The sequence below is a fragment of the Bartonella saheliensis genome (assembly GCF_902162175.1).
In genome coordinates, this window is record NZ_LR607197.1 from 52,099 (window position 1) to 76,564 (window position 24,466).

Consider the following 24,466-nt stretch of genomic DNA (forward strand, 5'->3'; position numbering starts at 1 on the left):
TAAAATGTGAAATATTAAAATGTTCGCTATTGTGGAGAAAGCTTAAAAGTCCATATAGATTGAGTAGATAAAAACTGTAATATTTTGAAATTTATTTCTACATGGTATGTTGAGTTGGATATCGTTACACTGAAAGATTTTTATGCTTCTGCACTTGGATTGCGTGTGCAAAAGACGCTGTGTGACCAATTGAATTTATGGTGGCCCGATCTTTCGGATAAACGGGTTATGGGGTTGGGTTATGCACCTCCTTATCTTTCTGCATTACGTGAACGTACTCAACAATGTTTTGCTTTTATGCCAGCAAGACAAGGTGCTTCGTCTTGGCCTTGTGTTGAGAAAGTTGCTACAGCACTTGTTTTTGAAGAAGATTTGCCGCTTTCTGATGCATCGGTTGATTGTATTTTATTGGTCCATGCCTTGGAATATACAGAGAATTCATTTGAAACGTTGAATGAAATATGGCGTGTTTTAGCCCCAAATGGTCATTTGATTGTCATTGTTCCTAATCGCTCTGGCTTTTGGGCGCGTAATACGACTACGCCTTTTGGTTACGGTGAACCTTATACTCGACAACAGATTATTCGTTTGTTTGAAAAAACAAATTTTGTCTCTGGACCAATACAAGAAATTGTCCATTATATGCCCTCTACAGGTTATGTTTCGCGATTGTTCTCATTTTTTTATGAGCCATTTGCACGCTATCTTTTTCCTTATTTTGGTGGACTCTTAATCTGTCAGGCGCAAAAACGTATCTATCAAGGATTACTTGTACAACGTCGTCAGTCACGACGTGTTTTTATTCCTGCTTTATCCCCACAGACAAGAAATATTTTAATTTATAAAGATCATTAATCATTTTGTCATTGATACAAGAACTGCAAATATATGAGTTTTTTCATTTCAAATTTTCTTCATATTGAATCAAATAAAAATCATTTTCTTGTACGCCACAAGTGGGTGGATCATATAGATCAAAATTAGATAAGAAAGAGGACATGCTTCATATGGACTTTTCTCAAGGATTGTAGGGTTGTTACAACATTTTAGAGCAGGTCTAAGGGTGTGAGGGCGGGTGCTGGCTTGTTCTTTTATTAAGCGTAAAGAGAGTGGTGTTTAATGGTTTTTTTTATCATTAGGATAAACATTTGGCATTCTATAATTCATTATTCTGTCTCTTAAGAGGAGATAAGTAAGGGATGGAGGAAAAATACCTCTCAATTTAGGCTCCCAAAATATAGGGTAAAGCAGTAAAGGGGAGCGGTGTCTTTAAAAATAATTATAAATATCAATGTGCTAAAGAAGATAGTTATAAGATAGTACGATTGTTTTTATGCAAAACATATTAAAATTTTTAAAGAAAGCAAAAGCATATGAAGCAGAAGTTGCCAAATATATTATGAGGGTGGAAAGTATTTCTGTTGCGGGTTCTCATGTTGGAATATTTTCAGAATAGTTTTTTGTCATAAGAGTGCTGATAGAGGAAAATTCTATACGGTACCAACCAAATTATATGTGAGCGTTTTTTCATCTCGCTGTTGTTTTAATGCAAAGGAAGGCTGAAGATATTAAAATTATTTTTGAAACAGTCCATATTAAATTAGAGGTTTAAATGATATCCATTTTGATCGGTCATGAGAATTTGTGCATTAGAGGGATCATTTTCGATTTTTTGTCGTAAACGATAGATATGGGTTTCTAAGGTATGGGTGATAACGTTTTCATTATAACCCCAAACTTGTTCTAATAATGTTTCACGGCTGACAATTTTATCGTTAGCATAATAGAGGCATTTGATAATCGCTGCTTCTTTTTCTGTAAGGTAGATTTTATTGTTGCATTGATCAAGAAGAAGTTTTTGTCTTAGTTTAAAAGTATAGGGGCCAATATGGATGGTTGTGTCTTCATTTTGTTCATATTGGCGCAACTGTGCTCGAATTCGTGCTAATAACACCGCAAAGCGAAAGGGTTTAGTCACATAATCATTGGCACCTGTTTCAAGATCTAAGATACTATCGCAGTCTGTATCATCATTTGTTATCATAATAATGGGGGCACGAAATCCTTGGGTGCGTAATTGTTTAACGATTTTGAGACCATCCAGATCAGGAAGTTCAAGTCCCAAAATGGTGAGATCAATATTTTCTTCTTGGATTATTTTCATTCCTGCTTCAGCTGTTTTTGCTTGGAAAATTTCAAACTCTTGATGCATTTGCAATTGTTCTACCAAAATGGGACGTAGATCATCATCTTCAATGATTAAAAGAGTATGGTGGTTCATATTTTTCCTTATAAGCATGTTAATGCACTTGTTGATAAAGAGCAGTTTCATGAAAAATGAGATTTCATGCAAGAAAAATTAAAAGAGGAAAGTTAAAAAAGAAAGTCTTTTAAAAATAAACTTTTATGATTTCTATGGTTGCTTGCTAAAAAGAAGATATATTTTTCGTGTACAGAATATTTATACATTGATTGGAAGCGTTGTTTTATACTTTAGGGTATGTTTTTTCCATGGGATCGTTACGTTGCATAGAGAAACAAGCCGGTGCCATTATATTTGAGCTTACTTCCAATGTTGCTTACCCTTGGTATTTGAGATTCTTCTTTTTTATCCACACAGTCTTTTCTGTTTTTAACGTATAAAAACATGCATGTTGATTGATACAACATAGAACAGGTTTGGAATGAGAGAATCTTACGATATGAGGGGCTCTCTCATTCAACATGTAAAACATAAACGCTCTTTACAAAGCAATGCGATGCGTTTTTAAGCGTGAAGAGAACTACACAACATTCTAATTACAGATGCACTGTTTAGGAGGCTTTCATGGTCATTTTTGTTGTTTTTTCGGCGTATTTGTATGCGAAGGGAGTGGTTTAGTGCTTGTGGTGTTGTCCACTATAATTGTTGAGTATTCTGAAAAGATGTCTCATGAAGAGAGTGTTTGTGCAATTGGGGAAAGTGTCTTGAGAAAGGGTGCAGAATAAAAAAATAAACAAGGAAGAGTATATTCGTATGAGAACACGTAAAGGGATGCGTTGTGCTTGTCCTTCTGTGTTATAAAACACTTTTCCATATGAGTTAATGAATAAAAAAAATTATTATTTTAAGATAAAAGCATTTCCTTTTTAAGGTTGCCCATCAAACACACTTCTTTCCATTCATCTTCTGTCACGGGTTGTACTGATAAGCGGCTGGAATTGACCAGCACCATATTTGCTAATTTGGGATTGGCTTTAATTTGTTTTAGCGAAACAGGTGTTGGCATGTCACAAAGTGCGCGGATATCCACACATTCCCAGCGTGGATCAGAGGTTGTAGAATCGGGGTGTGCTTCAGCACATATTTCTACAATGCCTACAATTTCTAAACCTTTATTTGAGTGATAAAAAAAACCTTTATCGCCATATTTCATGGCACGCATATTATTACGGGCTTGATAATTGCGGACACCATCCCATTGTTCGCCATCAGCTCCTTTTTTCTTTTGCATCTCCCATGACCATTTATGGGGTTCAGATTTAAAAAGCCAATAAGCCATGCGTTCACCTTTTTCGTAGACTGTTCTGTATTTTTATAAGCATTTTGGTAACATCATCAATAATGATTTTTAAAATGGTGTAAAGAATGAGCATTATCTGTTTTTTGTTTATCTTTTAGCAGAAAAATATAGCAATCTATCGGAGAATAGACTGAAAATTGCTCAACTATGGGGATGCTCAATCGTCTTTTGGGCGATGGTTTAAAACGCGCTTACTATGGAAGCATTGTGTTAGAAAAAATTGGGTAAGAAAATTGATTCAATAACTATCTGGATTGTTTATAGACCGGATTGAGTGAAAAGTTTTGTTCTTTAAAAAAGTGAGGGAAAGCAATTTTCTTATGCTTTTGTTCCACGGCGTCCTGTCCCGATTAAGGGGGAGGCTTTTTCATCTAAGGGCCAACGTGAGCGAGGGGCAATATCAAGCGAGCTTGTTTCTCCACGTGCAAGCTTTTGTGCACCGGCAAAAGCAATCATTGCTGCATTATCCGTACACAAGGAAAGAGGAGGCGCGATAAATTCAAAACCATGTTGATGAGCAAGTTTTTGCAATGTTAAGCGAAGTGCTTGGTTTGCGGCAACCCCGCCCGCAACAACTAGAGAAGGAGAATGCTTTTTTTGCTCATGAGAGAGAGGGTATTGGTTGGTAAAGTGTTGTAGAGCCAACTGAACGCGATCACGCACCGTATCGGTTACAGCGGCTTGAAAACTTGCCGCAATGTCAGCAACATCATTTTCTGTAAGAGGAGCTATGGCTGTTGCGGCTTGTCGAACAGCCGTTTTGAGGCCTGAAAAAGAAAAATCTAACCGTTTTTCACCTTTTAAAGGTCGTGGAAGAGGGATGCGATTTTTATCGCCCAATAAAGCTGCCTTTTCAAGTGCTGGTCCGCCAGGATAAGGAAGACCTAAAAGTTTTGCTGTTTTATCAAAGGCTTCTCCTAATGCATCATCAATGGTGGTTCCTAAACGTTGATAGTTTCCTACTCCATGAACAAGGATAGTTTGTGTATGCCCCCCTGAAACTAAAAGTAATAAATAAGGAAACTGGACATTGTGCGTTAATACAGCTGTTAAAGCATGTCCCTCTAAGTGATTTACGGCAATAAATGGTTTTCCTGTGGCAAGGGAGAGTGCTTTTGCGCTCATAACACCTACCAATAGCCCCCCTATCAAGCCTGGTCCACTGGTGGCTGCAATGCCATCAATATCTTTTAATTTTATGTTTGCTTCTGTGAGGGCTTGTAGAATTAAATGATCAAGAATTTCAACATGGGCACGAGCGGCAATTTCAGGAACAACACCGCCATAAGGTGCATGATGATCAATTTGACTCCAAACAATATTAGAAAGAATTCGGCTGTTTGATTCACTGTTGTATTCAATAACAGCCGCTGCCGTTTCATCACAACTTGTTTCTATTCCCAACAGACGCATTTAAAAAAAACCTTATTTTTAACCTTCTTTCCTGCGTGCGTATCATGAACAGAAAAAGATGCAAAGTATTTCTCTTAAGAATTGATTTTTCTACGAGAGAATAATTTTGTTTGGCACTTTTTTGAATTTTATGGCATTGTTGATTAAAAAATGAAGCTGTATTTTTGAGTATAAAATGAATATATGTTTTTAAAAACTTGTCTATTAAAGTTTATCATTGTAAATATTCTTGAGAAAAATGCTATTTATAAAATTTTTATAAAGTTATACGCTTTATGAAAAGTGTGTAAAGAAAACAAAATATTTGAGAAAAGCTTCCATTTTAAAACTTTTTTCATTTTATTATTTTACCACTAGAAAAAAAGTGTGCACAAAAAGTGACAAAAATGGTCGATTCTTCAAAACCAAAAGTTAAATCACATTATTCTGGTACGCGCCGTAAGAAGCCAGTTATTGAACATGAAGCTGTTTCCCATGATTCAGAAGAAAAAGTACAAAATTCTGTAGAATCTCATGTCCAAGAAAAACAGAATATGCAAAATCAGGATCAAAGTACTTCTCGTACAGCTTGGATTTTGTTACTCCTTTCAGGGGTTTTAGGGGGACTCATTGCTTTGGGAATTTTTGTGGGGCTTCAATGGGCGGGGTTGTTTTCTTCTCCTTTTGTGAATAATTTTGTTGAAGAGAAAAAAGTTTTACAGATTGCTGAAGCTGCAAAAGACACAAGTGAAGAAACAAGAGAACAATTGGAGCAGATACTTCAAGAGATCGATGCATTAAAAACAGCATTTTCTTCTGAGGAAAATTCTGTTGGAAGGGAAAAAGTTTTACAGATTGCTGAAGCTGCAAAAGACACAAGTGAAGAAACAAGAGAACAATTGGAGCAGATGCTTCAAGAGATTGATGCGTTAAAAACAGCGTTTTCTTCTTTTTCATCACAACAGTTTCAAACGATAAAAAACGATGAACTCTTGCAAAAAGAAAGTAGAAAAGCTTTTGCGAATTTAGAGGAAAAAGTAAAAGCTCTTGAAGAGGTTGTACAAACTTTTGTTGGAGAGTCAAAAGAAATAGAAATGGCTTTGTCTGTCGGGCAGAGCAATGCGAATGATCTTGCTTCGTTAAAAAAACAGTTGGAAGCACTACAGCAAGAAATTATTGTTAAAAATAATGAAAAAAAAGAAATAGATACAGCACTTTTTACAGCGATCAGTTCGTTAAAAAATGCTGTAGAGCGAGGTGGATCGTATAATAATGAATTAAAACTGTTAGAGCAATTATCACCTTCGATTGATGGACTTGATATCTTGCAAAAGACAGCTACTATAGGTCTTCCAAGTTCAGCACAACTCTCTGTTGATTTTGCGCGTGTTGCTGATGCAATTGTTGGTACACAAAATATTGTTACGTCAGATGCTGGTTTTTTTGATCGAATCTTAGCGTGGATAAAAGGGCTTGTTGTGTCGCGACCAATTGGAAATGTTGAAGGGATGACGTTAGGGGCTATTACAGCACGCATGGAAGTTGCCATTCAAGCAGGTGATTACGAAAAGGCTTTAAGCGAATGGCAATCATTACCTCAAAATGCAAAAGATGTTTCAAAGGATTTTGTTCAGCAGCTTGAAAGACATATTGCTGTTCAACAGTTGCTGCAGCAATTGCTGTTTTCTGTGCAACAGGGGTCTTTTAAGGCAACAAAGATGTAAATAGGCTCCAGATGATACGTGTTTTTATTTATATTTTTGTTGTTTGTGTCCTTGGATTAGCTTTTGGGTGGGTTGCTAATCACAATGGTGTTTTTGTCCTCACATTTTTGAATTTCAGGTTTTCTGCTTCATTGCTTACAGTGTTAAGCGTGCTGACTTTGTTTTTTGTAATACTGATGCTTTTGTGGTGGTTATTCTCTTTCTTTTTTTCCATACCGGGTGCTTTTTCCAATTATTTTTATAAACGCCACCGAAAGCGCGGTTATGAAGCTCTCTCAAAGGGGATTCTTGCAACCTTTGCTGGTGATGGTATGGTTGCGCAAAAAATGGAAGCACAGGTTGCTAAATATCTTGCAGGAAAACAAGAGCCATTGGTAAAGCTTTTACAAGCACAAACCTTGTCTTTACAAAATAACTCTGTTCGGGCTATCGGTCTTTTTGAGGAGATGAGAAAGGAAGATTCGACAAAACTGGTTGGACTTTACGGTTTGTTTCGTGAGGCGATGAAGAGTAAAGCTTATGAGGCAGCGCAACAATATGCAGAAGAGGCGCTGACTTTATCGCCAGCACTTGTATGGGCACATCAGGCGGTGCTTGATCGGTTGGGTGCTGAGGGTAAATGGGATCGGGCACTTACTGTTTTTGAAAAAGCCCAAAAAGCTCTCTCGCGTTCTATTCGCGCGACTCCAGAGCGCCAGCATATACAGGTTTTACTGTTAAGTGGGCAGGCTCTTCATCTATTTGATACACATCCAGTACAAGCACGTGAAGCCATTTTGAAAGCTCATAAATTAGCGCCTGATTTTGTTCCAATAACAATTATAGCTGCTGATATTCTCTATAAATTAAATGAAACGCGTAAAGCGGATAAAATGATTATAGCCGCTTGGCAGAAAGAACCTCATCCTGATTTGGGAACCCTTTATCTTGAAAGAGAAGAAGGAGCCATTGGGCGATTGAAAAGAGCCAAAACACTTGCTTCTTATAATAAAGATACATTTGAGTCAGCTTTTCTTATTGCCAAAGCTGCTTTAGATGCTGGTGAAACGACATTAGCAAGAGAGCAGGCACAAAAAGCATTGCAATATCATCCACGGGAAAGTGTTTATTTATTATTGGCAGATATTGAAGAAGCACAGGGGAACAATCAAGGTGATGTGCGTCAATGGCTTTCTTTAGCTCTTCGTGCTGAACGTGATCCAGTATGGATGTGTGAGGGGTCTATTTTTTCTTCTTGGTCAGCCGTTTCTCCAATCAGTGGACGTTTGGGTTGTTTTGAATGGAAGGCACCTCCCCGTGTATCTTCTCTTACATTAGAGGCGGTCAATATTGTGCCAAACAGCCAAGATAAAAAGGACATGGTAGAAAAAGCTGAAGGGATTGAGGATAAGAAGCTTGAAGAATCAACACCTATAGATGATTCTTTTTTGCATAATATGCAGGTGGAAAAACAAGATATAAAAGAACAAGATACAAAAACATTCAGCCAAATTCATTTAAATGTTGATGATCCAGGAGTTAAAACAGAAGAAGAAGGCACGTCTTTATCGAGAAAAAAATTCCGTTTATTTTAAATCGCCTCAATAGGGGTAATTGGAATGTTTTCTCAGAAGAAACAATGAATGTAGAAGAAAAAAATTTATCGTCAATCTTGTCCAATAAAATTATTCTCTTATGCTTTAAAAATGAAGTTTTGCTCGGTTGCAGAGGTGGTTAGTTAAAAATGTTTTTAAATCAGAGATGTCTTGATAAAAAGCAAAAAAATAGCAAACCAAGGATTGCTGTCGTTATTCATCGGCGCTCTCCCTATACTGGTCGTTTAGGAAAATTTTTACAACAAAATGGTTTTGTTCTTGATGTTTATCGTCCTATTTTTGGACAAAAACTCCCTGATACATTAGAGCATTATGCCGGTGTTGTTATTTTAGGGGGACCAATGAGTGTGAATGACAGCGAAGCCTATATTGGTGAGGAAATTGATTGGATTTCGTTATCGTTAAAAGAAAATAAGCCTTTTTTGGGTATTTGTCTTGGAGCACAAATGTTAGCGCGAAATTTAGGGGCACGCGTTGGTACAAGAAGTGATGGGACTGTTGAAGTGGGCTGGTACCCACTTGAAGTGACTCCACAAGGAAAGGAATTGATGAATTGGCCAGAAATGGTCTATCATTTTCATGATGAAGGTATTTATGATTTACCAAAAGAGGCAAAGCTTTTGGCAACAGGGCATACATATCCTACACAAGCTTTCCGTTATGGAAACAATGCATGGGGCTTGCAATTTCATGCTGAATTTACGCGCGCTATGATGCGGCGTTTGTTGGTGCGTTCGGCTCATAAATTGACTGAAAAAGGTGCTCAACCTGCTAGTGCACATTTAAAAGGGCGTTTAATCTATGATCGAGCTTTAAGCCAATGGTTTGAAGGTGCATTACGGCAGATCTTTTGTACATCGTCCGCATTTGTGTGAGGATGTACTTATTTTTAAGTAGGCTCATGACCTTCATGTAAAATAGAGCATCATTTGGTTGCAGAGTTAAAGGCTTGGTTTAAAGAGATATCTCTCAAAGTGTACTCAAGCACATTTTACGGTGCTGACCATGAATAAGTATAATGATAAAGCTCCCATGGAATAATATAAAATCTATAGAGCATTTCAATTTTTACACTTGTGAAGGAGTAAGGTAGCTATCACGTACTTTTTCAGCGCCTAATATTGCGACAAGCTCTTGGTATTTTTCGACAATTCATAAAAATGCATTTTTATTCTTTCTTGTACCGTTTTTACCTCTACGTTAGTTCCGTTTTAACGTGTAAGAAAATGGTTTCTGATTAATTCAATCTGAAATAGGTTTGAAATGAGAGAATCTTACGATATTTTGGACTCTCAATTCAATATGTAAAACAGTAAATTATCATTGTAAATCAATACATTACCATTGTCATTCTTGTTGTTCTGTAAAGGAATGTTGTTTAAGGCTAAAGATAGACAGCGCATGTAAAACTTTACATATAAGGTATTTTTTGTTAGAAGGTGTAAAGGTTTTTTTTAAGAAATTTTGCTTCTTAAGCGTGTGGGATGCTGTATTTTAGGATGGTAATTATGACCTCCATAACGTGATTAGCAGATAAAGCCAGCGAGATTAAGAAGCGGGGTTGTTTGTAAACTTGGTGAATGTTTAAGAAACTTTATCCTTTTAGGGTGGGGTGAAAATCAAAAGATAAAGAAAGTTTTAAAGTTGTCTACGTCCTCTCAAATACCATCATCACAAAAAAGTTTTTCTTTGCGCTATTTATTATGTGGGCTGTTTTGTCTTGCTCTGATCCTTGCTTATAGCGCTTTCTGGTTTTTTTTTCACGTAAAATAGAAAATTATGTTTCTGATATATCCGCAAAAGCATCTTCCGGTAATATGGCGGCGGTGTGTGAGAATGTGCGCAAGAATGGTTATCCTTTGCGTATCGGTGTTGTTTGTGACAAGTTTCAATTTTCTTGGCCTTTATACGGGGTTTCTTTATCGACGGGGCGCTTGACAGCTGGTGCACCAATTTATGCTCCTTATTTGGTCGAATTTAATGTTGATTCTCCTGCATCAATTGTTTTCTCTGGGAAAACTTCCATCGTATCCCATTGGCGTAAGTTGGTGATTGAAACAGAGCCTTATTGGAAAACAAGTCAGACATTGAAGTTGATCGCTGAAGGGCTTGAATTCTCTCCTCTTGAGGATCAAAAATTTCAAGAAGCATTGGAATCAAAAGCGACAGATAAAAAGGCGACACAACAAAATGTTGAAGATTCGGCATTGTTGCAAGATAGTCCTGATGGAGTTTCCCAGCGATTAGATCCCAAAAATGTCTCTCAAAAAATAACGACAGAATTTTTGCGTCTTGATTTTAAACGAGAAAAGAATCATTTCTCAGGAAATATGACTTTTGATGGTTTTGATGTTTCTCCAATTTTTATATCCTCTTCTGTTGAAATTCCGAAAATTGATGGCAATTTGGAATGGATTTTAAATGATGCTTCTCTTCTGTCTGAAAATGAAGGAAAAAATTGGAAACAGCGTCTGTATGGAAAAAGTGGTATTTTAAAGCATGGTAAATTGACTTTTCATACAGGTGGTGGGGTACATATTAGTGGACCTTTTTCTTTTGATGATGAAGGATATTTGTCAGCAACATTTGAACTTGTTTGTATACAGCACGTGAAGTTTCTTGAGGCTTTGCAACATCTGTTTCCTGAAGAAACGGATAATTTTCAAGCGTTACTTTTTATGTTGAGTACATTGCCTAAAAATGCAGATGGCTCTCCCATTCTGTCCTTAACGATTAGTCATGGGTGGGTTAAATTAGGATTTTTAGAACTTGGTCGTCTTGCTCCACTTTAGGTTTGAGAAGATATTAGTAAGAGCGTTTGTATGGAAAGGTGTTGTTTTATAACAAGTGTTCACATGTTTTACACGTTGAATGAGAATCTTGAAAATCGTAAGGTTTTCTCATTTCAATCTTGTTCATATTGAATCAAACAAAACTATTCCTTTGCATGTCTCAAATGGGAAAACCATATAGATGACTGACCAAGAAATGGCTAAAATGCCTCTTATGAACCGTTTCAATAGTTTAAAGGTATTGATACATTAGGGGCTGAAAAAGTGTGTGAGGGCGCTGGCTTACTTCTTCATGAATATAAAAGATAATGGTGTTTAGTGGATTTACGATTATATCATTCACGAGCGCTGGCACAAAATGGACTTGGGTGCTTTGAGAGATATCTTTTTAAAACAAGCTTATAAACATGTAATGTAGCGGATTTTGTTTGGGGCGCTTTGTTTTATGTGAAAGTCGTGATTCTCTTAAAGAAAGTGATAAACAAAAGCGTGAGGCACTCAAAAGTCTTCATTATTTAAAAAATATTGCTCTCGATATTTTTTATTAAATCCGTAAAGCTGAATTAAAAAATGATGGTAAGGATGGGAATAGATTTATACCTCGACTTCGTGTTCTCTCTAAATTAGCTTCTTTACCTGTTTTAGAGATTACGCAAATAGAGATACGCAATTTCTCCGCTCCGGTTTAGTGTATAAAAGCTGATACAGATCGTAAAGAACTAAAATCTTCTAATATTTGTTTAAAACATGCTGCTGCATTAGGATTGAATGTTGGTTTGCAAGCAACAAAAAAGTACGCACTCTCTTAGAAAAAAGTAGACTTTTAAAACAAGGTAAATTGTTTTTTTACATAGGTGCTAGGGTGCGTATTAGTGGACTTTTTTATGAGGAAAAAAGCATATTGCATATATCTTTTTAATCTCTGAAATTAAGTAAAAAGTCTCATTGGAGGAAAATATGAAGTTATAAAGGTGAAAATAATAGACGTTCATTTTTACGGTTATTTTTATACATTTTCCAAAATTATTTACAGCCATGTCTTTTAAATAATAGATGACGCGTACTCTCTTGTTTTCCTGTTCTTTAATGGGATCATGTTTTCTACGTAAAATATATTTGATTACATATTTCTGCATTTGTTAAAAAATATTTCTAGTGCTTCTTATTTTATAATGCTCCGTAAATGGTATAATGATAAGGTTATTAAGCACTACCATCTTTATACCTATGGAGTCACAAGCCAGCATCATCACGCTATTACTATTTGTCAGCTCGTGTGGGGGTTGTGATAAGTTCTTGAGCCATTGAAACGGTTCATAAGAGGCATTTTAGCTTTTTCTTGATCAGTAATCTATATGGTTTTCCCCATGCGCAACATACAAGGGGGGAGAGGTTTTTGATTGTTTTAATATAAACAGATTTGAAATAAGAAAAACTTGGGATACTGCAGCTTTCTTTTAATAGGTAAAATGATAAAGTTATGATTATAAATCAAGGCATTATATTTTAATGATGAAGAATATTTAATAGCAGAATTTGAATTTATTTTTGGTTCAATCTATAGGGATTTTTGATATTCGCTAGCGTTTATTGTCTGCGCAAGCTTAATGATCTTTAAACCTTGTTTTAGGGGATGATCTGTCTAAAAAAATGCGGAAGAGTGCTTCTGTTCTTTCCTTATTGATTATAACTCACTAGCAAATTTTATATATTTTGACTTAATTTTTGTACTAATTCATTTTATTTTTAAATGATTTTTTAGGGGCTATCCAAGGGGCTTGAAAGACTTTCAAAGTCCATCATCCTTTTTGCTATTAAATTTCGATTTTTGCCATTTTTATCATTTTTTGAAATGTATATTTAATAGTAAAAAATAGTAAAAAAAACAATAAGTTCTTACATATTGCTATCTAATTTCACGTGGTATAAAATCTACTATCAAGATACATTGGTATTGGTTATGGATGGATAGAACAGGGATAAAATCTTAGCCGTTTTGTCCTACTTCTAAATCTGAAAGTTGATGTTTTTACGTTGAGAAATCAATTGTTAAAATCTATTCTTGTTGTCGTTTTGAAATTGTTACAAGTAATTCTGTTGTGATAATGAGCGGGATTTTTATTTTGGGTGCCTTATCTTCAAAAGGAATACTCCCGCTCCATCTTTGCTGGTTTGTTCTGGTGGGATGGAACGGAAGTTTTTAACTAGATCGTTTTATATTCACGTTAAGTTTGAAAGCCAGTATTTTGCAGTTGAGAAATCAACCCTGCTGCAAAAGTAAAACGAGAAATATTGAGATCATTTTCAATAAGGGCGCTAATACGGTTTGTGACATCGTGAATATGATCTTCTTCTGTTTTTTTCCAAGTGGTAAAAGGATCCTCTTTTTTTCCATAATTTTTAAGAATTTTAGTGACGATCTGTCGTAAGCTTTCGGAAATACTTTCTTTGGCTTGGCTTAAAGCCATACTGTCATAATAATCTACTACAGGAATGATACGACTTGCTTCGTTAATTCGGTTTATACGAATGATTTGCGCAAGTGAGAAATAGATCCCGGCGGTTTTGATAAGATCACTATTACTTTGTTTTGCAATTAAAGAAATATCACAGATGATTGGAGCGGCTTCCAAGAGAGCCAGTTGTTTTGCTAATGCTTTTGGAGCTCCTTCTTCACTGTAGTGTCGTGTTTTTTCTTCAATCTTTTGCTTAATATCGTTATCGTGAGAATGCATAAGCTCTTTTTCAATAACATTACGGGCTTGTTTTATTGTTTTTACAATTTCTTCTAATGGACGTGAGAGATCCATGTTGTGTAACCCCCAATTTGTTGTTTCACAGAGCATTGGGGTCATTACTGCATAGAGTTTGTTTTGGACAAGACCGGGTATTTTATTATCAAGCTTATCAATTTGATCAGACAGGTGAGGAATTTCAAAACCATCACGGATGGCAATGAAAACACGAATAATATTTTCAGTTTTTTGTTCTGTTGCATCGTGGAGTTGCTTAACAAAAGTGGGACCTCCACGATTGACAATATCGTTGGCAATCAGCGTTGCAATAATATTACGACGCAATTGGTGGTTAATGGCTTCCTTTTCAAAATTTTCTTGAATTTGGGTTGGAAAATAATTCAGTAAGGCTGCGTTGAAATAGGGATCATCAACAATGGGGCTGTGAGCAATTTCTTCTTTGAGCGTTAATTTAGCATAGGCAAAAATAACGGCGAGTTCTGGACGGATAAGACCTTTACCTTGTGTTATTCTTTGCCGTAAAACTTGCTCATCAGGGAGTACTTCAACTCTGCGATCTAAAAGCTTTTTTTGTTCCAAATCATGCATAAAGCGTATTTGATAGGGTAAATCAGCGGTACTTTGGCTTTCTGCTAAAGAAAGAGCAAGGGGTTGTAGATAATTGTTGCGTAAGACGAGCTGTTCGACTTGAGGAGTCATTTTTTTCAAGAGTTTATTGCGTTCTTCGCGGGTGAGTGTTTTAGCACGAAGTGCTGATGCAAGAACAATTTTGAGATTGACTTCAATATCAGAACAATTCACACCAGCAGAATTGTCAATAGCATCCGTATTGCAGCGACCGCCATTTGAGATATATTCAATCCGTCCACGCTGTGTAACACCAAGATTAGCCCCTTCGCCAATAATTTTTGCACGCACTTGTTCTCCGGTAATGCGTATGACATCATTTGCACGATCACCTACTTGGGCATCACTTTCTGTTGTGGCGCGGATGTAAGTCCCAATGCCACCAAACCATAAAAGATCAACAGGGGCTTTGAGAAGAGCAGAGATAATTTCAAAGGGGGTTCCTGTTTGTTTTTCGAAACCAATGGCCTCTGCTGCTTCAGGGGAGAGCGTAATGGTTTTTTCTTTTCGTGAGAAAATACCGCCGCCCTTTGATAATTTGCTTTGGTCGTAATCCTGCCAGCTTGAGCGCGGTAGTTTGAAAAGACGTGCACGCTCTGCATAGCTTTCCTCTATATTCGGATCTGGATCAATAAAGATATCGCGGTGATCAAAAGCAGCAATCAATTTTGTTTGTTTGGAAAGGAGCATTCCATTGCCAAAGACATCACCAGACATGTCGCCAACACCGACACAGGTGAAGGGCGTTGTTTGAATATCCTGATTAAATGATTCTCGGAAATGTCTTTTGACGGCTTCCCATGCACCTTTTGCTGTAATTCCAATTTCTTTGTGGTCATAACCAGCTGAGCCACCAGAGGCAAAAGCATCATCGAGCCAAAAATGGTTTGCTTGGCTGATGGCGTTGGCTGTGTCAGAAAAGGTTGCTGTTCCTTTGTCGGCGGCGACAACAAAATAGGGGTCAGGGTCATCATGACAGATGACATTGTGGGGCGCACTTATTTTGCCGTGAATGAGATTGTCTGTGATGGAGAGCAAAGCTGTTATAAAGTTCGTATAAGCTTGTCGTGCTGCCTCTATGATAACAGCACGATCACTTGTTTGAGGAAGGCGATGGGGATAAAATCCACCTTTTGCCCCTGCAGGAACGATAACTGCATTTTTAACTTGTTGGGCTTTGACTAAGCTAAGCACTTCAGTGCGATAATCAAGTGCGCGGTCAGACCACCGAATTCCGCCACGAGCGATAGGTCCAAAACGCAAATGGACTCCTTCAACTTCTGGTCCATAAACAAAAATTTCTCGATAAGGACGTGGTTCAGGCAAACCTTCAATTTGGCGCGGATTTAATTTGGTAGCTAAAATACGCCGTGGATTGCCATTGCTAAGAGGTGTAAAGGCGTTTGTTCGTAAACTCGCATCAATAAGGTTACAATATCGGCGCAAGATAAGATCATCATCTAAACCAGTTACTTTCCGCAATTTTTCTTCAATGCGCTTTTGAATAATCTGCTGGTTTTTTTCCCGTTCTTTTTCTGTATGGCTTTGATGAAATTTTAAATGAAATAAAGCATAAAGCTCTTTGGTAATGTCAGGATAAGCATTTAAAGTTTGGGCAACACGGTCTTGCGAGTAAGGAATTCCAGCTTGTTGAAGATAGCGCCCGTAATGGCGCAGAATAACAATCTCATGCCAATCAAGCTCAGCCGTTTGAGTGAGCGCGTTAAAGGCATCATTATCAGCATTTTGTGCCCAAATGGCTTCAAAAGTTTCGGCAAGCTTTTGACCGTCTTTTTCAAAATCTAGACAGATTTGGAAAGTACTCTCTAGTTGCATATCATGAAGATATACAGATTGTCCGTTGCCATCTGGTAATTCAAGGGTTTGTTCAGCGATAACACGAAACCCCATATTTTCAAGCAGTGGGACGCGTTTGGAAAGAGCAAGGGCTTCATGGCGGTGAAAAAGCCGAAGAGAAATGTTCTGTTTTTCTTTGTTTTTCGCGTGATAAAAGGTCACAAAAAGGGGGTTATCATCATGAAGACTGAGAATATGTCCGGCGTCTTTAATGGCATCTTCTGTTGAGAATAAATCACGATAGCTGTTGGGAAATTGACTGGCTAGGCGGGTTTGTGCTTCTGTTGTTTTGTGGGTAAGAGCGATGGCCTGAACGCTATCTTCCCAACTTCGTGCGATTGAACGGACATGTTGCTCAAGTGTGGCGCGCTCGTGAACTGGGACAGTTTCGCTTACTTTGCGATGGATAATGTAATAGACACGGATGAGAGTGCTTTCCAAAAATAGCGGATAGGATTCAAAAAAGTCGCCTTTGTAAAGTTCAACAAAATGTTCGCCAACTTTTTCACGGAGGCTGCTGCTGTAATGGTCACGGGGTACATAGACAAGGATAGAAACAAAGCGTCCAAAAGAATCAGTGTGGACGAGCACCCGCAAACGTGGACGTTCGTCTAATTGCAAGATAAGTTTAGCATTTTCTGTTAGTGTATCAACATCAACACGAAACATTTCATCTCTTGGATAGGTTTCTAAAACACTGATAAGAGCTTTTCCTGAATAATCAGCGTGATTATGTCCAAGGCGTTGAATGATGGTTTGGGCTTTTTCTTTTAAAAAAGGAATTTGCAAAATAGAGCGCGTATAAGCTGAAGAGGTAAAAAGCCCTACAATGCGTAATTCTCCACAGAGCTGGTCTTCTTTATCAAATATTTTAAGACCAATATAATCGAGCCAAACAGAACGGTGAATTTTGGAGCGGCTGTTTGCTTTTGTCACAATAAACAGGTCGTCACTTTCCATAAAGGATAAGACTTCCTGGGGTGGTTCTTTCATACTTTCATCGTCAACAATATGAATGGAAGTATCCGCGAGTATACCAAGTTCAACGTTACTTGTTGTGAAAGATTTTATAGGTTTCTGATCTTTGATGAAGTTGTAGGTGCGCATGCCAAGAAAGATGAAATTATCATCTGTGAGCCAGTGAAGAAATTCAATAGCCTTTTCGCCTTCTTGTTTGTAACGTGAGGGAAGGCTGGTTTGATAGGCATGAATATGTTTTTCAACTTCTTCAAGCATAGGTTTCCAGTCTTGTACAGCAGCATTAACTTGCTTAAGAACTAAGGTGAGTTCATTTTCAAGTTTTTGTATCTGCTGTTTGTTTAAAGACTCGATATGAATTTGCATTAGACTGATGCGTCTTCCAGAAGCACTATCAAGAATAGGGTGTGCAATCAAATAAATATGGTTTTTGTGTTGATTGACGAGATTTAAAATAGAATCGAGAAGAAAGGGTTTGTTATCATTGACAAGAGTGATAACAGTTATAGGTCTGTTATTGCGGGTTAAATTTTGTTCAAAGCAGATAGTATTTTCTCCTGCCTTATGGAGATTAAAAGCTTTTACTGCGATGGCTGCGGCTTTTTGAAGCTCTTTATTTTCGTAATAAGCAATATCTTCTTTATCGGTTTGAGCAAAAAGGATTTTTTCTATTTTGTCTGGTGTGTTTTTTGTTTCTATTGTTTTTTGTTGTAACACATTTATTCTCCCTTTTGCTCTTAGAGGTCTTTTCTTGTCTTCATATTATAAGAAGACCATTATAATTTTCTGTACTGTAACACTTTCCTCCTAAAGAAAATAGCTCTTTATTTGAAAAGAATGACTTTGTTTTTGCTCTTTTTTAGTAATAATTTGCATTTTAAAGCAATATTTTGCATCAACAAAAGGAACTTTTTAGTATTTTTGTATGGTAATAGTTTATTTTTTTAAATATACGAAATGAAAGTAAAGAAAAAATTAGAAGTAAAGAGAATATGACTCGTTTACCAGAAAGACTTTTAAGTGGTTACCAAAACTTTATAAATAATCATTTTTTATATAAAACAGCACGTTATCAGCAATTGGCAATTGAGGGACAGAAACCTGAAGTTTTGGTTATTGCTTGTTGTGATTCGCGTGCTGTTCCAGAAGTGATTTTTGATGCTAAACCAGGGGAAATTTTTACCCTGCGCAACGTAGCAAATGTGGTTCCCCCTTTTTCTCCTGATAACCAATATCATGCAACATCAGCGGCTCTTGAATATGCTGTACAATTGCTTGAGGTGAAACATATTGTTGTTTTTGGGCATGCCCATTGTGGAGGCGTTCTTACAGCTCTTAAGGAGACGTGTAAATCTTTATCGTCAAATGATTTTATCGGTCAATGGATTAGTCTTTTAGCGCCAGCCGCAGAAATCGTTTTGAATAATAAGTCGCTGTCTTGGCCAGAAAAACAAATGGCTTTAGAGCAGCTTTCTATTCGACATTCGTTGAGAAATTTAGAGACATTTCCATGGATAAAGTTCCGAAAAGATCAAGGTATTTTAACATTGCATGGGGTTTGGTTTGATATCTCTAGCGGGGAATTATGGAATATGGAACAAGAAACAGGGTGCTTTATGCGTGTTGAAGTTGAAAGTTTTGAAGTGTAATATTTGCTGTTTTTATTTCTTCGTATAAAAAGACATTTTATGATAAAACTTGACAAAGCTGGGGTTTTATTGTTTGAAGGAGCAAGCTTTCAGTGACAAAATTAACTTGGAGCCACCGACTGAGACCCCAATGCAAGGGTATGAAGAGATCTCAGAGGTCAACATTCGACGGCGCGATGCGTTCTCGGATGCTCTTTTGGTTTGTTTGTTATGCAACTTTGTTCGGAAACAATGAGGTAAATAATGTTTGAATCCTTGCAAGAGCGACTTGGTTCTATCCTGTCTCATTTGACGGGGCGCGGCGCTTTGTCAGATCAGGATGTTGCAGAGGCGCTGCGTGAAATTCGGCGCGCTTTATTGGAAGCTGATGTTGCTCTTGATGTTGTGCGTTCTTTTACCGATAGGGTGCGGGAAAAAGCTGTTGGAGCTGAGATTGTTAAATCAATTAAACCCGGCCAAATGGTGGTTAAAATTGTTCATGATGAGTTGGTTCGTATTCTTGGAAATGAAAGCGTTCTGAGTGATTTGAATGCACCAGCGCCCGTTGTTATCATGATGATTGGTTTGCAAGGTTCGGGAAAAACCACCACAACAGCAAAGCTTGCAAAACGTTTTACTGATAAGCACAATAAAAAAGTTCTTATGGCGTCGTTAGATACACGTCGTCCCGCTGCGCAGGAGCAATTGCGCCAATTGGGAGAACAAGCAAAACTTGCAACTTTGCCTATTATTGCGGGACAATTGCCCGTTGATATTGCATCACGTGCTGTGCAAGCTGCTAAATTGGGTGGTTATGATGTGCTTCTTCTTGATACTGCAGGACGTAATCATATTGATGAAGCTCTGATGCTTGAATTGGCTGAAGTTAAAGCATGTTCTCTTCCTCACGAGATTATGTTGGTAGCGGATAGTTTGACGGGGCAAGATGCTGTTCATCTTGCGCGTTCTTTTGATGAGCGTGTAGGGATTACAGGGATTATTTTAACACGGATGGATAGTGATGGGCGTGGGGGTGCAGCTCTTTCCATGCGTGCTGTGACAGGCAAGCCCATTAAAGCCATTGGAACTGGTGAAAAAATAGAGGCTTTGGAAGAGTTTCATCCCAGTCGTATTGCTGATCGTATTCTCGGAATGGGGGATATTGTTTCTTTGGTTGAAAAAGCTGCTGAAACAATGGATCATGAAAAGGCAGCTGCTTTTGCAAAAAAAATGCAGGCCGGAAAATTTGATTTGAATGATCTTGCAGAACAGTTGCAGAAAATGAAAAAACTCGGTGGAATGGGCGGTATTATGGGCATGTTGCCAGGATTGGGTAAGATGAAAGAGCAGATTGCGGCTGCCGGCCTTGATGATCGTTTGTTTAATCGTCAATTGGCTATTATTTCATCCATGACACCCCAAGAGCGTGCGAATCCAGAGCTTTTAAAACATAGCCGCAAACAACGAATTGCGAAGGGATCGGGGACAACGGCAGCTGATATTAATAAACTTTTGAAGATGTATCGCCAAATGGCTGATATGATGAAAGCCATGGGTGGTAAAGGAAAAAGTGGTTTGATGGGAAAAATGTTAGGAGGACTTGGCTCCAAAATGGGTTTTGGAGGGATGGGAGGTGCAGATTCTTCAGCTGTGCCTGATTTATCGGGATTGGATCTAAAGCAACTTTCAACGTTTCAAAAACAGATTGAAAATGGGCATGGAGGGAAGGTCTTGCCCGGACTTCCCGGACGTGATCCTACATTTCCTGGTCTTTCTAATGGCATTGCCGATAGGGGAAAACTTCCTCAGCATTTTAAGAAAAAATAAGATGCAAAGAGGGAAAGGAATATGATGCAGGAAACAGTATTAAACGAATTAGCACATTTACGAGCATCTATTGATAATTTTGATGCAACTTTAATTCATATTTTAGCAGAGCGTTTTCGTTGTACAAGGGCTGTTGGACGCTTAAAAGCCCGTTATGACTTGCCTAAAGTAGATCCTCTGCGTGAGCAACATCAGATCACACGTTTGCGACAATTGGCTCAGGAAAGTCATCTTGATCCTGATTTTGCTGAAAGATTTTTAAAGTTTATTATTAAAGAAGTTGTGCGTCATCATGAAGTTATTGCTGAAGAGCAAAAAACAAAAAAAGTCAATTTAAACGAAAGCCAGAGCTGACAATAGGAGAAAAATATGGCATTGAAAATTCGTTTGTCCCGTGGAGGTTCAAAGAAACGTCCTTATTATCATATCGTTGTTGCGGATGTTCGTAGTCCGCGTGATGGGCGATTTCTTGAACGTGTTGGTGCATGGGATCCAATGTTGCCTAAAGATGGACCGAGGGTGAAACTTAATGAAGAACGTATCCAATATTGGCTTGGGCAAGGGGCTCAACCAACAGATCGCGTTTTACGGTTCTTAGATGCGGCTGGTTTAAAAAAGCGCCCAACTCGCAATAACCCACATAAAGGTGAACCGGGTAAAAAAGCACAAGAGCGTATAGCAGCAGCAAAGCAGGCAGCAGAAGAAGCAGCAGCTGCGGCTGATGCAGAATCTGCTTCAGAATAAGAAGTATGATTGCTTAATTAACGCCTTTAAAAAACTTCTAGAAGAATAAATATTATCCGTTTTTGCTAATCAAAAACGGATCTTCTTTAAAGGGGTGTTTATTTAAAACGGTGTTGGTTTTTTTTTAAGTTCAATTTTGAAAATCAATAGCTTTAAAAGTCGATGGCGCGGCCTTTAATTTCCCAGTCTCCATAGCGTGAAGGGTCTTTGCCGCCGCGTCCACCATTTTCCAACGGTTGTTCTTTTTTTGCTTCGTCTTTTCGCCTTTCTTCAGCTTCTTTAAGGGCGCGTTGCGCTGCGGGAGGAAGAGATTGCTGTTGAACGATAGTTGAATTTTTTGGGCTTGTTTTTTCATCTTTTTTATTCATTTTACACCTATTCCATTGAAGAAGCAGAAAGAAAACACCATCATATAGTATTGGTAGACTTTTATCATGGAGTTTTTTGAGTAATGAACATAATGCGTACAGCCATGCTTTTGGCTTTTTTAACGGCTCTCTTTATGGGGGTTGGTTATCTTGTTGGAGGGGGCAGTGGCATGATCATTGCTCTTTTAATGGCGGGTGGTTTAAACTTTTTTTCTTATTGGAATTCAGATAAAATCGTTTTACGTATGTATGGGGCGCGTGAGGTTGATCAGCATTCCGCACCTGTTTATTATAAAATCGTAAGCGATTTAGCTAAAAAAGCTTCTCTTCCTCAACCAAAGGTTTATGTGCTTGATAGTGCGCAGCCGAATGCTTTTGCAACAGGACGTAATCCTCAAAATGCCGCTGTGGCTGCGAGCCGCGGCTTGTTAGAGCGGTTAAGTGCAGAAGAAATTGCTGGCGTTATGGCGCATGAGCTCGCACATATTGAGCATCGTGATACCTTAACCATGACTCTAACAGCAACGGTTGCTGGGGCAATTTCAATGCTTGGTAATTTTGCTTTCTTTATGGGAGGACAGCGTAGTTCTTCGGAAGATTCTCATGGTGGGGGGGCAATTGGAGGATTGATTGCACTCATCATAGCACCTTTTGCTGCAATGCTCGTACAAATGGCTATTAGTCGTACGCGTGAATATGCTGCGGATCGTAGAGGCGCTGAAATATGTGGTAATCCTTTATGGTTGGCTTCGGCATTGCATAAAATTGCTGATGGGGGACATAGAGTTTACAATGAAGAAGCAGAGCATAATCCAGCAACAGCGCATCTATTTATTATCAATCCTTTGAGCGGTAAGGGAGCGGATAGTCTTTTTTCAACACATCCCGCAACGGCAAATCGTATTGCTGCTCTTTATCGGCAAGCAGAAGAGATGAAAGGGGTACTTGCTGAAAGTGGCGGATGGAATAAAGAAGACGCTATAAATAAAAAAAGCAACGGGATGAATTATGAAGATTTTCGTAGCGGTCAGGCTTATACATTAGGTGAGAAAGAAGTTGATACTTTTCAGCGGGTTACAAAACGTCCTTCTTGGCTTCGCTATGAAAATTCAAAAAGTTCTCGTTCATAGAGTTTTTGAGGAGATTTTTAGGGGAATCTCTTGAGGAGGCAGGGATATAAAGGTGTTATTTTGAAACACAAAAAAGTGGGGCATGTGTCTGAAAAAGATGTTCCAGGATTGGCTGTTCGACAGGTGTGTGTACGTCTTTTAGGGGCGGTTGTTGATAAGTATACGCCTCTTTCTGGTCTGACGGATAATGAACATGGACACCCACAATATTTAAAACTTTCACAACGAGATCGTTTATTGTGTCGGGCTATTTTGACAACGTCATTGCGTCATCGAGGGTCGATTGCGGAGGCTCTCTCACGCTTTTTAGCGCGTCCTTTACCTTCACAAGCACTTTCACTTCAGCATCTTTTGCATATCAGTGTGGCGCAAATTCTTTATCTTGATATTCCTGATCATGCGGCTATTGATTTAGCTGTGCGTGCAGCAAAACTTGATCCTCGTATGCGCCGTTTTTCAGGGGTGGTAAATGCTCTTTTGCGCAATGTTGCGCGTGAGGCGGCGTCTTTACGCCAACAAATTCCGACCATTGAAGGTGTTCCAGTGTGGTTTGGAGAGCTTTTAGTCTCAGCTTATGGAATAGAGAAAGCGCGTCAAATTATAGAAATTCAAAGTGTGGAGCCTCCGCTTGATTTGAGCGTAAAATCTGATTGTATTGGATGGGCTGAGAAGCTTGGCGGTGTGGTGTTGCCCAATGGTTCTGTTCGATTGAATCGTTTGGTGTGTTCTGTTTCTGATTTACCGGGCTATCGTGAGGGGGCGTGGTGGGTTCAGGATTTTGCCGCAGCGTTGCCTGCTTGTTTACTAGGAGAGCTTCGGGGTAAAAATGTTGCTGATCTTTGTGCGAGTCCTGGGGGGAAAACAGCACAATTGGCTTTGCAGGGAGCAGAGGTGACCGCCATTGAGCTTTCTGCTAATCGCGTCAAGCGTTTAAAAGAAAATATGGAACGGCTCCATTTTTCTATTCATACTTGGCAGGGGGATGTAAGAAATTTCCACCCCAAACAGCTTTTTGATGCGGTTCTTCTTGATGCTCCTTGTTCTTCTACAGGAACGATCCGTCGTCATCCAGATATTTTATGGACAAAATCGATGGATGATGTCGTCAAGTTAGCAGCGTTGCAATATGATTTGCTTATCGCCGCCATTGCCTTGGTAAAGGCGGGCGGGCGGATTGTTTTTTCCAATTGTTCATTGGCTCGAGAAGAAGGTGAAGATCTTATTGAGAAAATTTTATCAACACGCAATGATATTGTTTTAGACCCTATTGATTCAGAAGAAATGGGAGCACTGGCGCATTTGCTTGGTGAGGGGATGTTGCGCACGACGCCGGCCGATTTTTGTCATAAAAATTTTGATGCTGAGAAAACTGCATTTTTAGGAATGGATGGTTTTTTTGCCGCGCGCTTGCGAAAAATTGCTTAATTAACGCTTCATTTACAAAAATGGTCGAAATTGTATTTGATTCAGCATAGATGGAGATGG

General features: G+C 38.4%; 16 protein-coding genes. 11 read left to right on the plus strand and 5 right to left on the minus strand.

Translation table 11 applies throughout. The features are described 5' to 3' along the window. Window positions 1–84: 84 nt before the first annotated feature. On the plus strand, window positions 85–855 hold the full coding sequence (locus FS875_RS02055; protein ID WP_144752365.1) for a class I SAM-dependent methyltransferase: 771 nt from the start codon (window positions 85–87) through the stop codon (window positions 853–855). A 745-nt stretch (window positions 856–1,600) separates the two neighbouring features. Here the strand turns inward: FS875_RS02055 and FS875_RS02060 are convergent. The 3 genes from FS875_RS02060 to tsaD all read right to left on the minus strand — a co-directional run bounded on the left by FS875_RS02060 (window position 1,601) and on the right by tsaD (window position 4,976). Next, window positions 1,601–2,281 (minus strand): response regulator transcription factor, encoded by a 681-nt coding sequence (locus tag FS875_RS02060; protein ID WP_144752368.1) that lies wholly within the window; start codon window positions 2,279–2,281, stop codon window positions 1,601–1,603. 826 nt (window positions 2,282–3,107) lie between these two features. Then, window positions 3,108–3,542 (minus strand): EVE domain-containing protein, encoded by a 435-nt coding sequence (locus FS875_RS02065; RefSeq protein WP_144752371.1) that lies wholly within the window; start codon window positions 3,540–3,542, stop codon window positions 3,108–3,110. Window positions 3,543–3,881: 339 nt separating this feature from the next. Continuing rightward, entirely contained in the window at window positions 3,882–4,976 is a 1,095-nt protein-coding gene (gene tsaD, locus FS875_RS02070; protein ID WP_144752374.1) for a tRNA (adenosine(37)-N6)-threonylcarbamoyltransferase complex transferase subunit TsaD, read from the minus strand. 386 nt (window positions 4,977–5,362) lie between these two features. On the opposite strand from tsaD, the gene FS875_RS02075 reads away from it, so the two are divergent. The 4 genes from FS875_RS02075 to FS875_RS02090 all read left to right on the plus strand — a co-directional run bounded on the left by FS875_RS02075 (window position 5,363) and on the right by FS875_RS02090 (window position 11,066). Further along, window positions 5,363–6,679, plus strand: coding sequence for a COG4223 family protein (locus FS875_RS02075; protein WP_144752378.1), 1,317 nt, complete (start codon window positions 5,363–5,365; stop codon window positions 6,677–6,679). 11 nt (window positions 6,680–6,690) lie between these two features. Next, window positions 6,691–8,253, plus strand: a complete 1,563-nt coding sequence (locus FS875_RS02080) for a heme biosynthesis protein HemY (RefSeq protein ID WP_144752381.1) — start codon at window positions 6,691–6,693, stop codon at window positions 8,251–8,253. A gap of 149 nt (window positions 8,254–8,402) precedes the next feature. Then, a complete protein-coding gene (locus FS875_RS02085; protein WP_144752384.1) occupies window positions 8,403–9,149 on the plus strand; it encodes a glutamine amidotransferase in 747 nt (248 codons plus the stop codon). 942 nt (window positions 9,150–10,091) lie between these two features. Beyond that, the gene (locus FS875_RS02090) at window positions 10,092–11,066 is read left to right on the plus strand and encodes a DUF2125 domain-containing protein (RefSeq protein WP_207999952.1); all 975 of its coding nucleotides are present in this window, start codon (window positions 10,092–10,094) and stop codon (window positions 11,064–11,066) included. Window positions 11,067–13,291: 2,225 nt separating this feature from the next. On the opposite strand, the gene FS875_RS02100 is transcribed toward FS875_RS02090, so the two are convergent. Then, window positions 13,292–18,001: an NAD-glutamate dehydrogenase gene (locus tag FS875_RS02100; RefSeq protein WP_144752387.1), complete on the minus strand. Its 4,710-nt coding sequence runs from the start codon at window positions 17,999–18,001 to the stop codon at window positions 13,292–13,294. Between the two features lie 275 nt (window positions 18,002–18,276). Between FS875_RS02100 and FS875_RS02105 the strand changes: the two genes are divergently transcribed. From FS875_RS02105 to rpsP, 4 genes are all read left to right on the plus strand, one after another. After that, on the plus strand, window positions 18,277–18,933 hold the full coding sequence (locus FS875_RS02105) for a carbonic anhydrase (protein ID WP_144752390.1): 657 nt from the start codon (window positions 18,277–18,279) through the stop codon (window positions 18,931–18,933). Window positions 18,934–19,176: 243 nt separating this feature from the next. Further along, complete coding sequence (ffh, locus tag FS875_RS02110; RefSeq protein WP_144752393.1) at window positions 19,177–20,739, plus strand: signal recognition particle protein; 1,563 nt, start codon at window positions 19,177–19,179, stop codon at window positions 20,737–20,739. 24 nt (window positions 20,740–20,763) lie between these two features. Then, a complete protein-coding gene (locus FS875_RS02115) occupies window positions 20,764–21,093 on the plus strand; it encodes a chorismate mutase (protein WP_144752559.1) in 330 nt (109 codons plus the stop codon). Between the two features lie 15 nt (window positions 21,094–21,108). Next, complete coding sequence (gene rpsP / locus FS875_RS02120) at window positions 21,109–21,483, plus strand: 30S ribosomal protein S16 (protein ID WP_005774248.1); 375 nt, start codon at window positions 21,109–21,111, stop codon at window positions 21,481–21,483. A 152-nt stretch (window positions 21,484–21,635) separates the two neighbouring features. Here rpsP and FS875_RS02125 read toward each other — a convergent pair whose 3' ends face one another. Then, window positions 21,636–21,851: a DUF1674 domain-containing protein gene (locus FS875_RS02125; RefSeq protein WP_144752396.1), complete on the minus strand. Its 216-nt coding sequence runs from the start codon at window positions 21,849–21,851 to the stop codon at window positions 21,636–21,638. A gap of 83 nt (window positions 21,852–21,934) precedes the next feature. Between FS875_RS02125 and htpX the strand changes: the two genes are divergently transcribed. Together htpX and FS875_RS02135 are read left to right on the plus strand one after the other, a co-directional pair. Then, window positions 21,935–22,981, plus strand: a complete 1,047-nt coding sequence (gene htpX / locus FS875_RS02130) for a zinc metalloprotease HtpX (RefSeq protein ID WP_144752399.1) — start codon at window positions 21,935–21,937, stop codon at window positions 22,979–22,981. A gap of 60 nt (window positions 22,982–23,041) precedes the next feature. After that, on the plus strand, window positions 23,042–24,406 hold the full coding sequence (locus FS875_RS02135) for an RsmB/NOP family class I SAM-dependent RNA methyltransferase (RefSeq protein ID WP_144752402.1): 1,365 nt from the start codon (window positions 23,042–23,044) through the stop codon (window positions 24,404–24,406). Window positions 24,407–24,466: the final 60 nt, after the last annotated feature.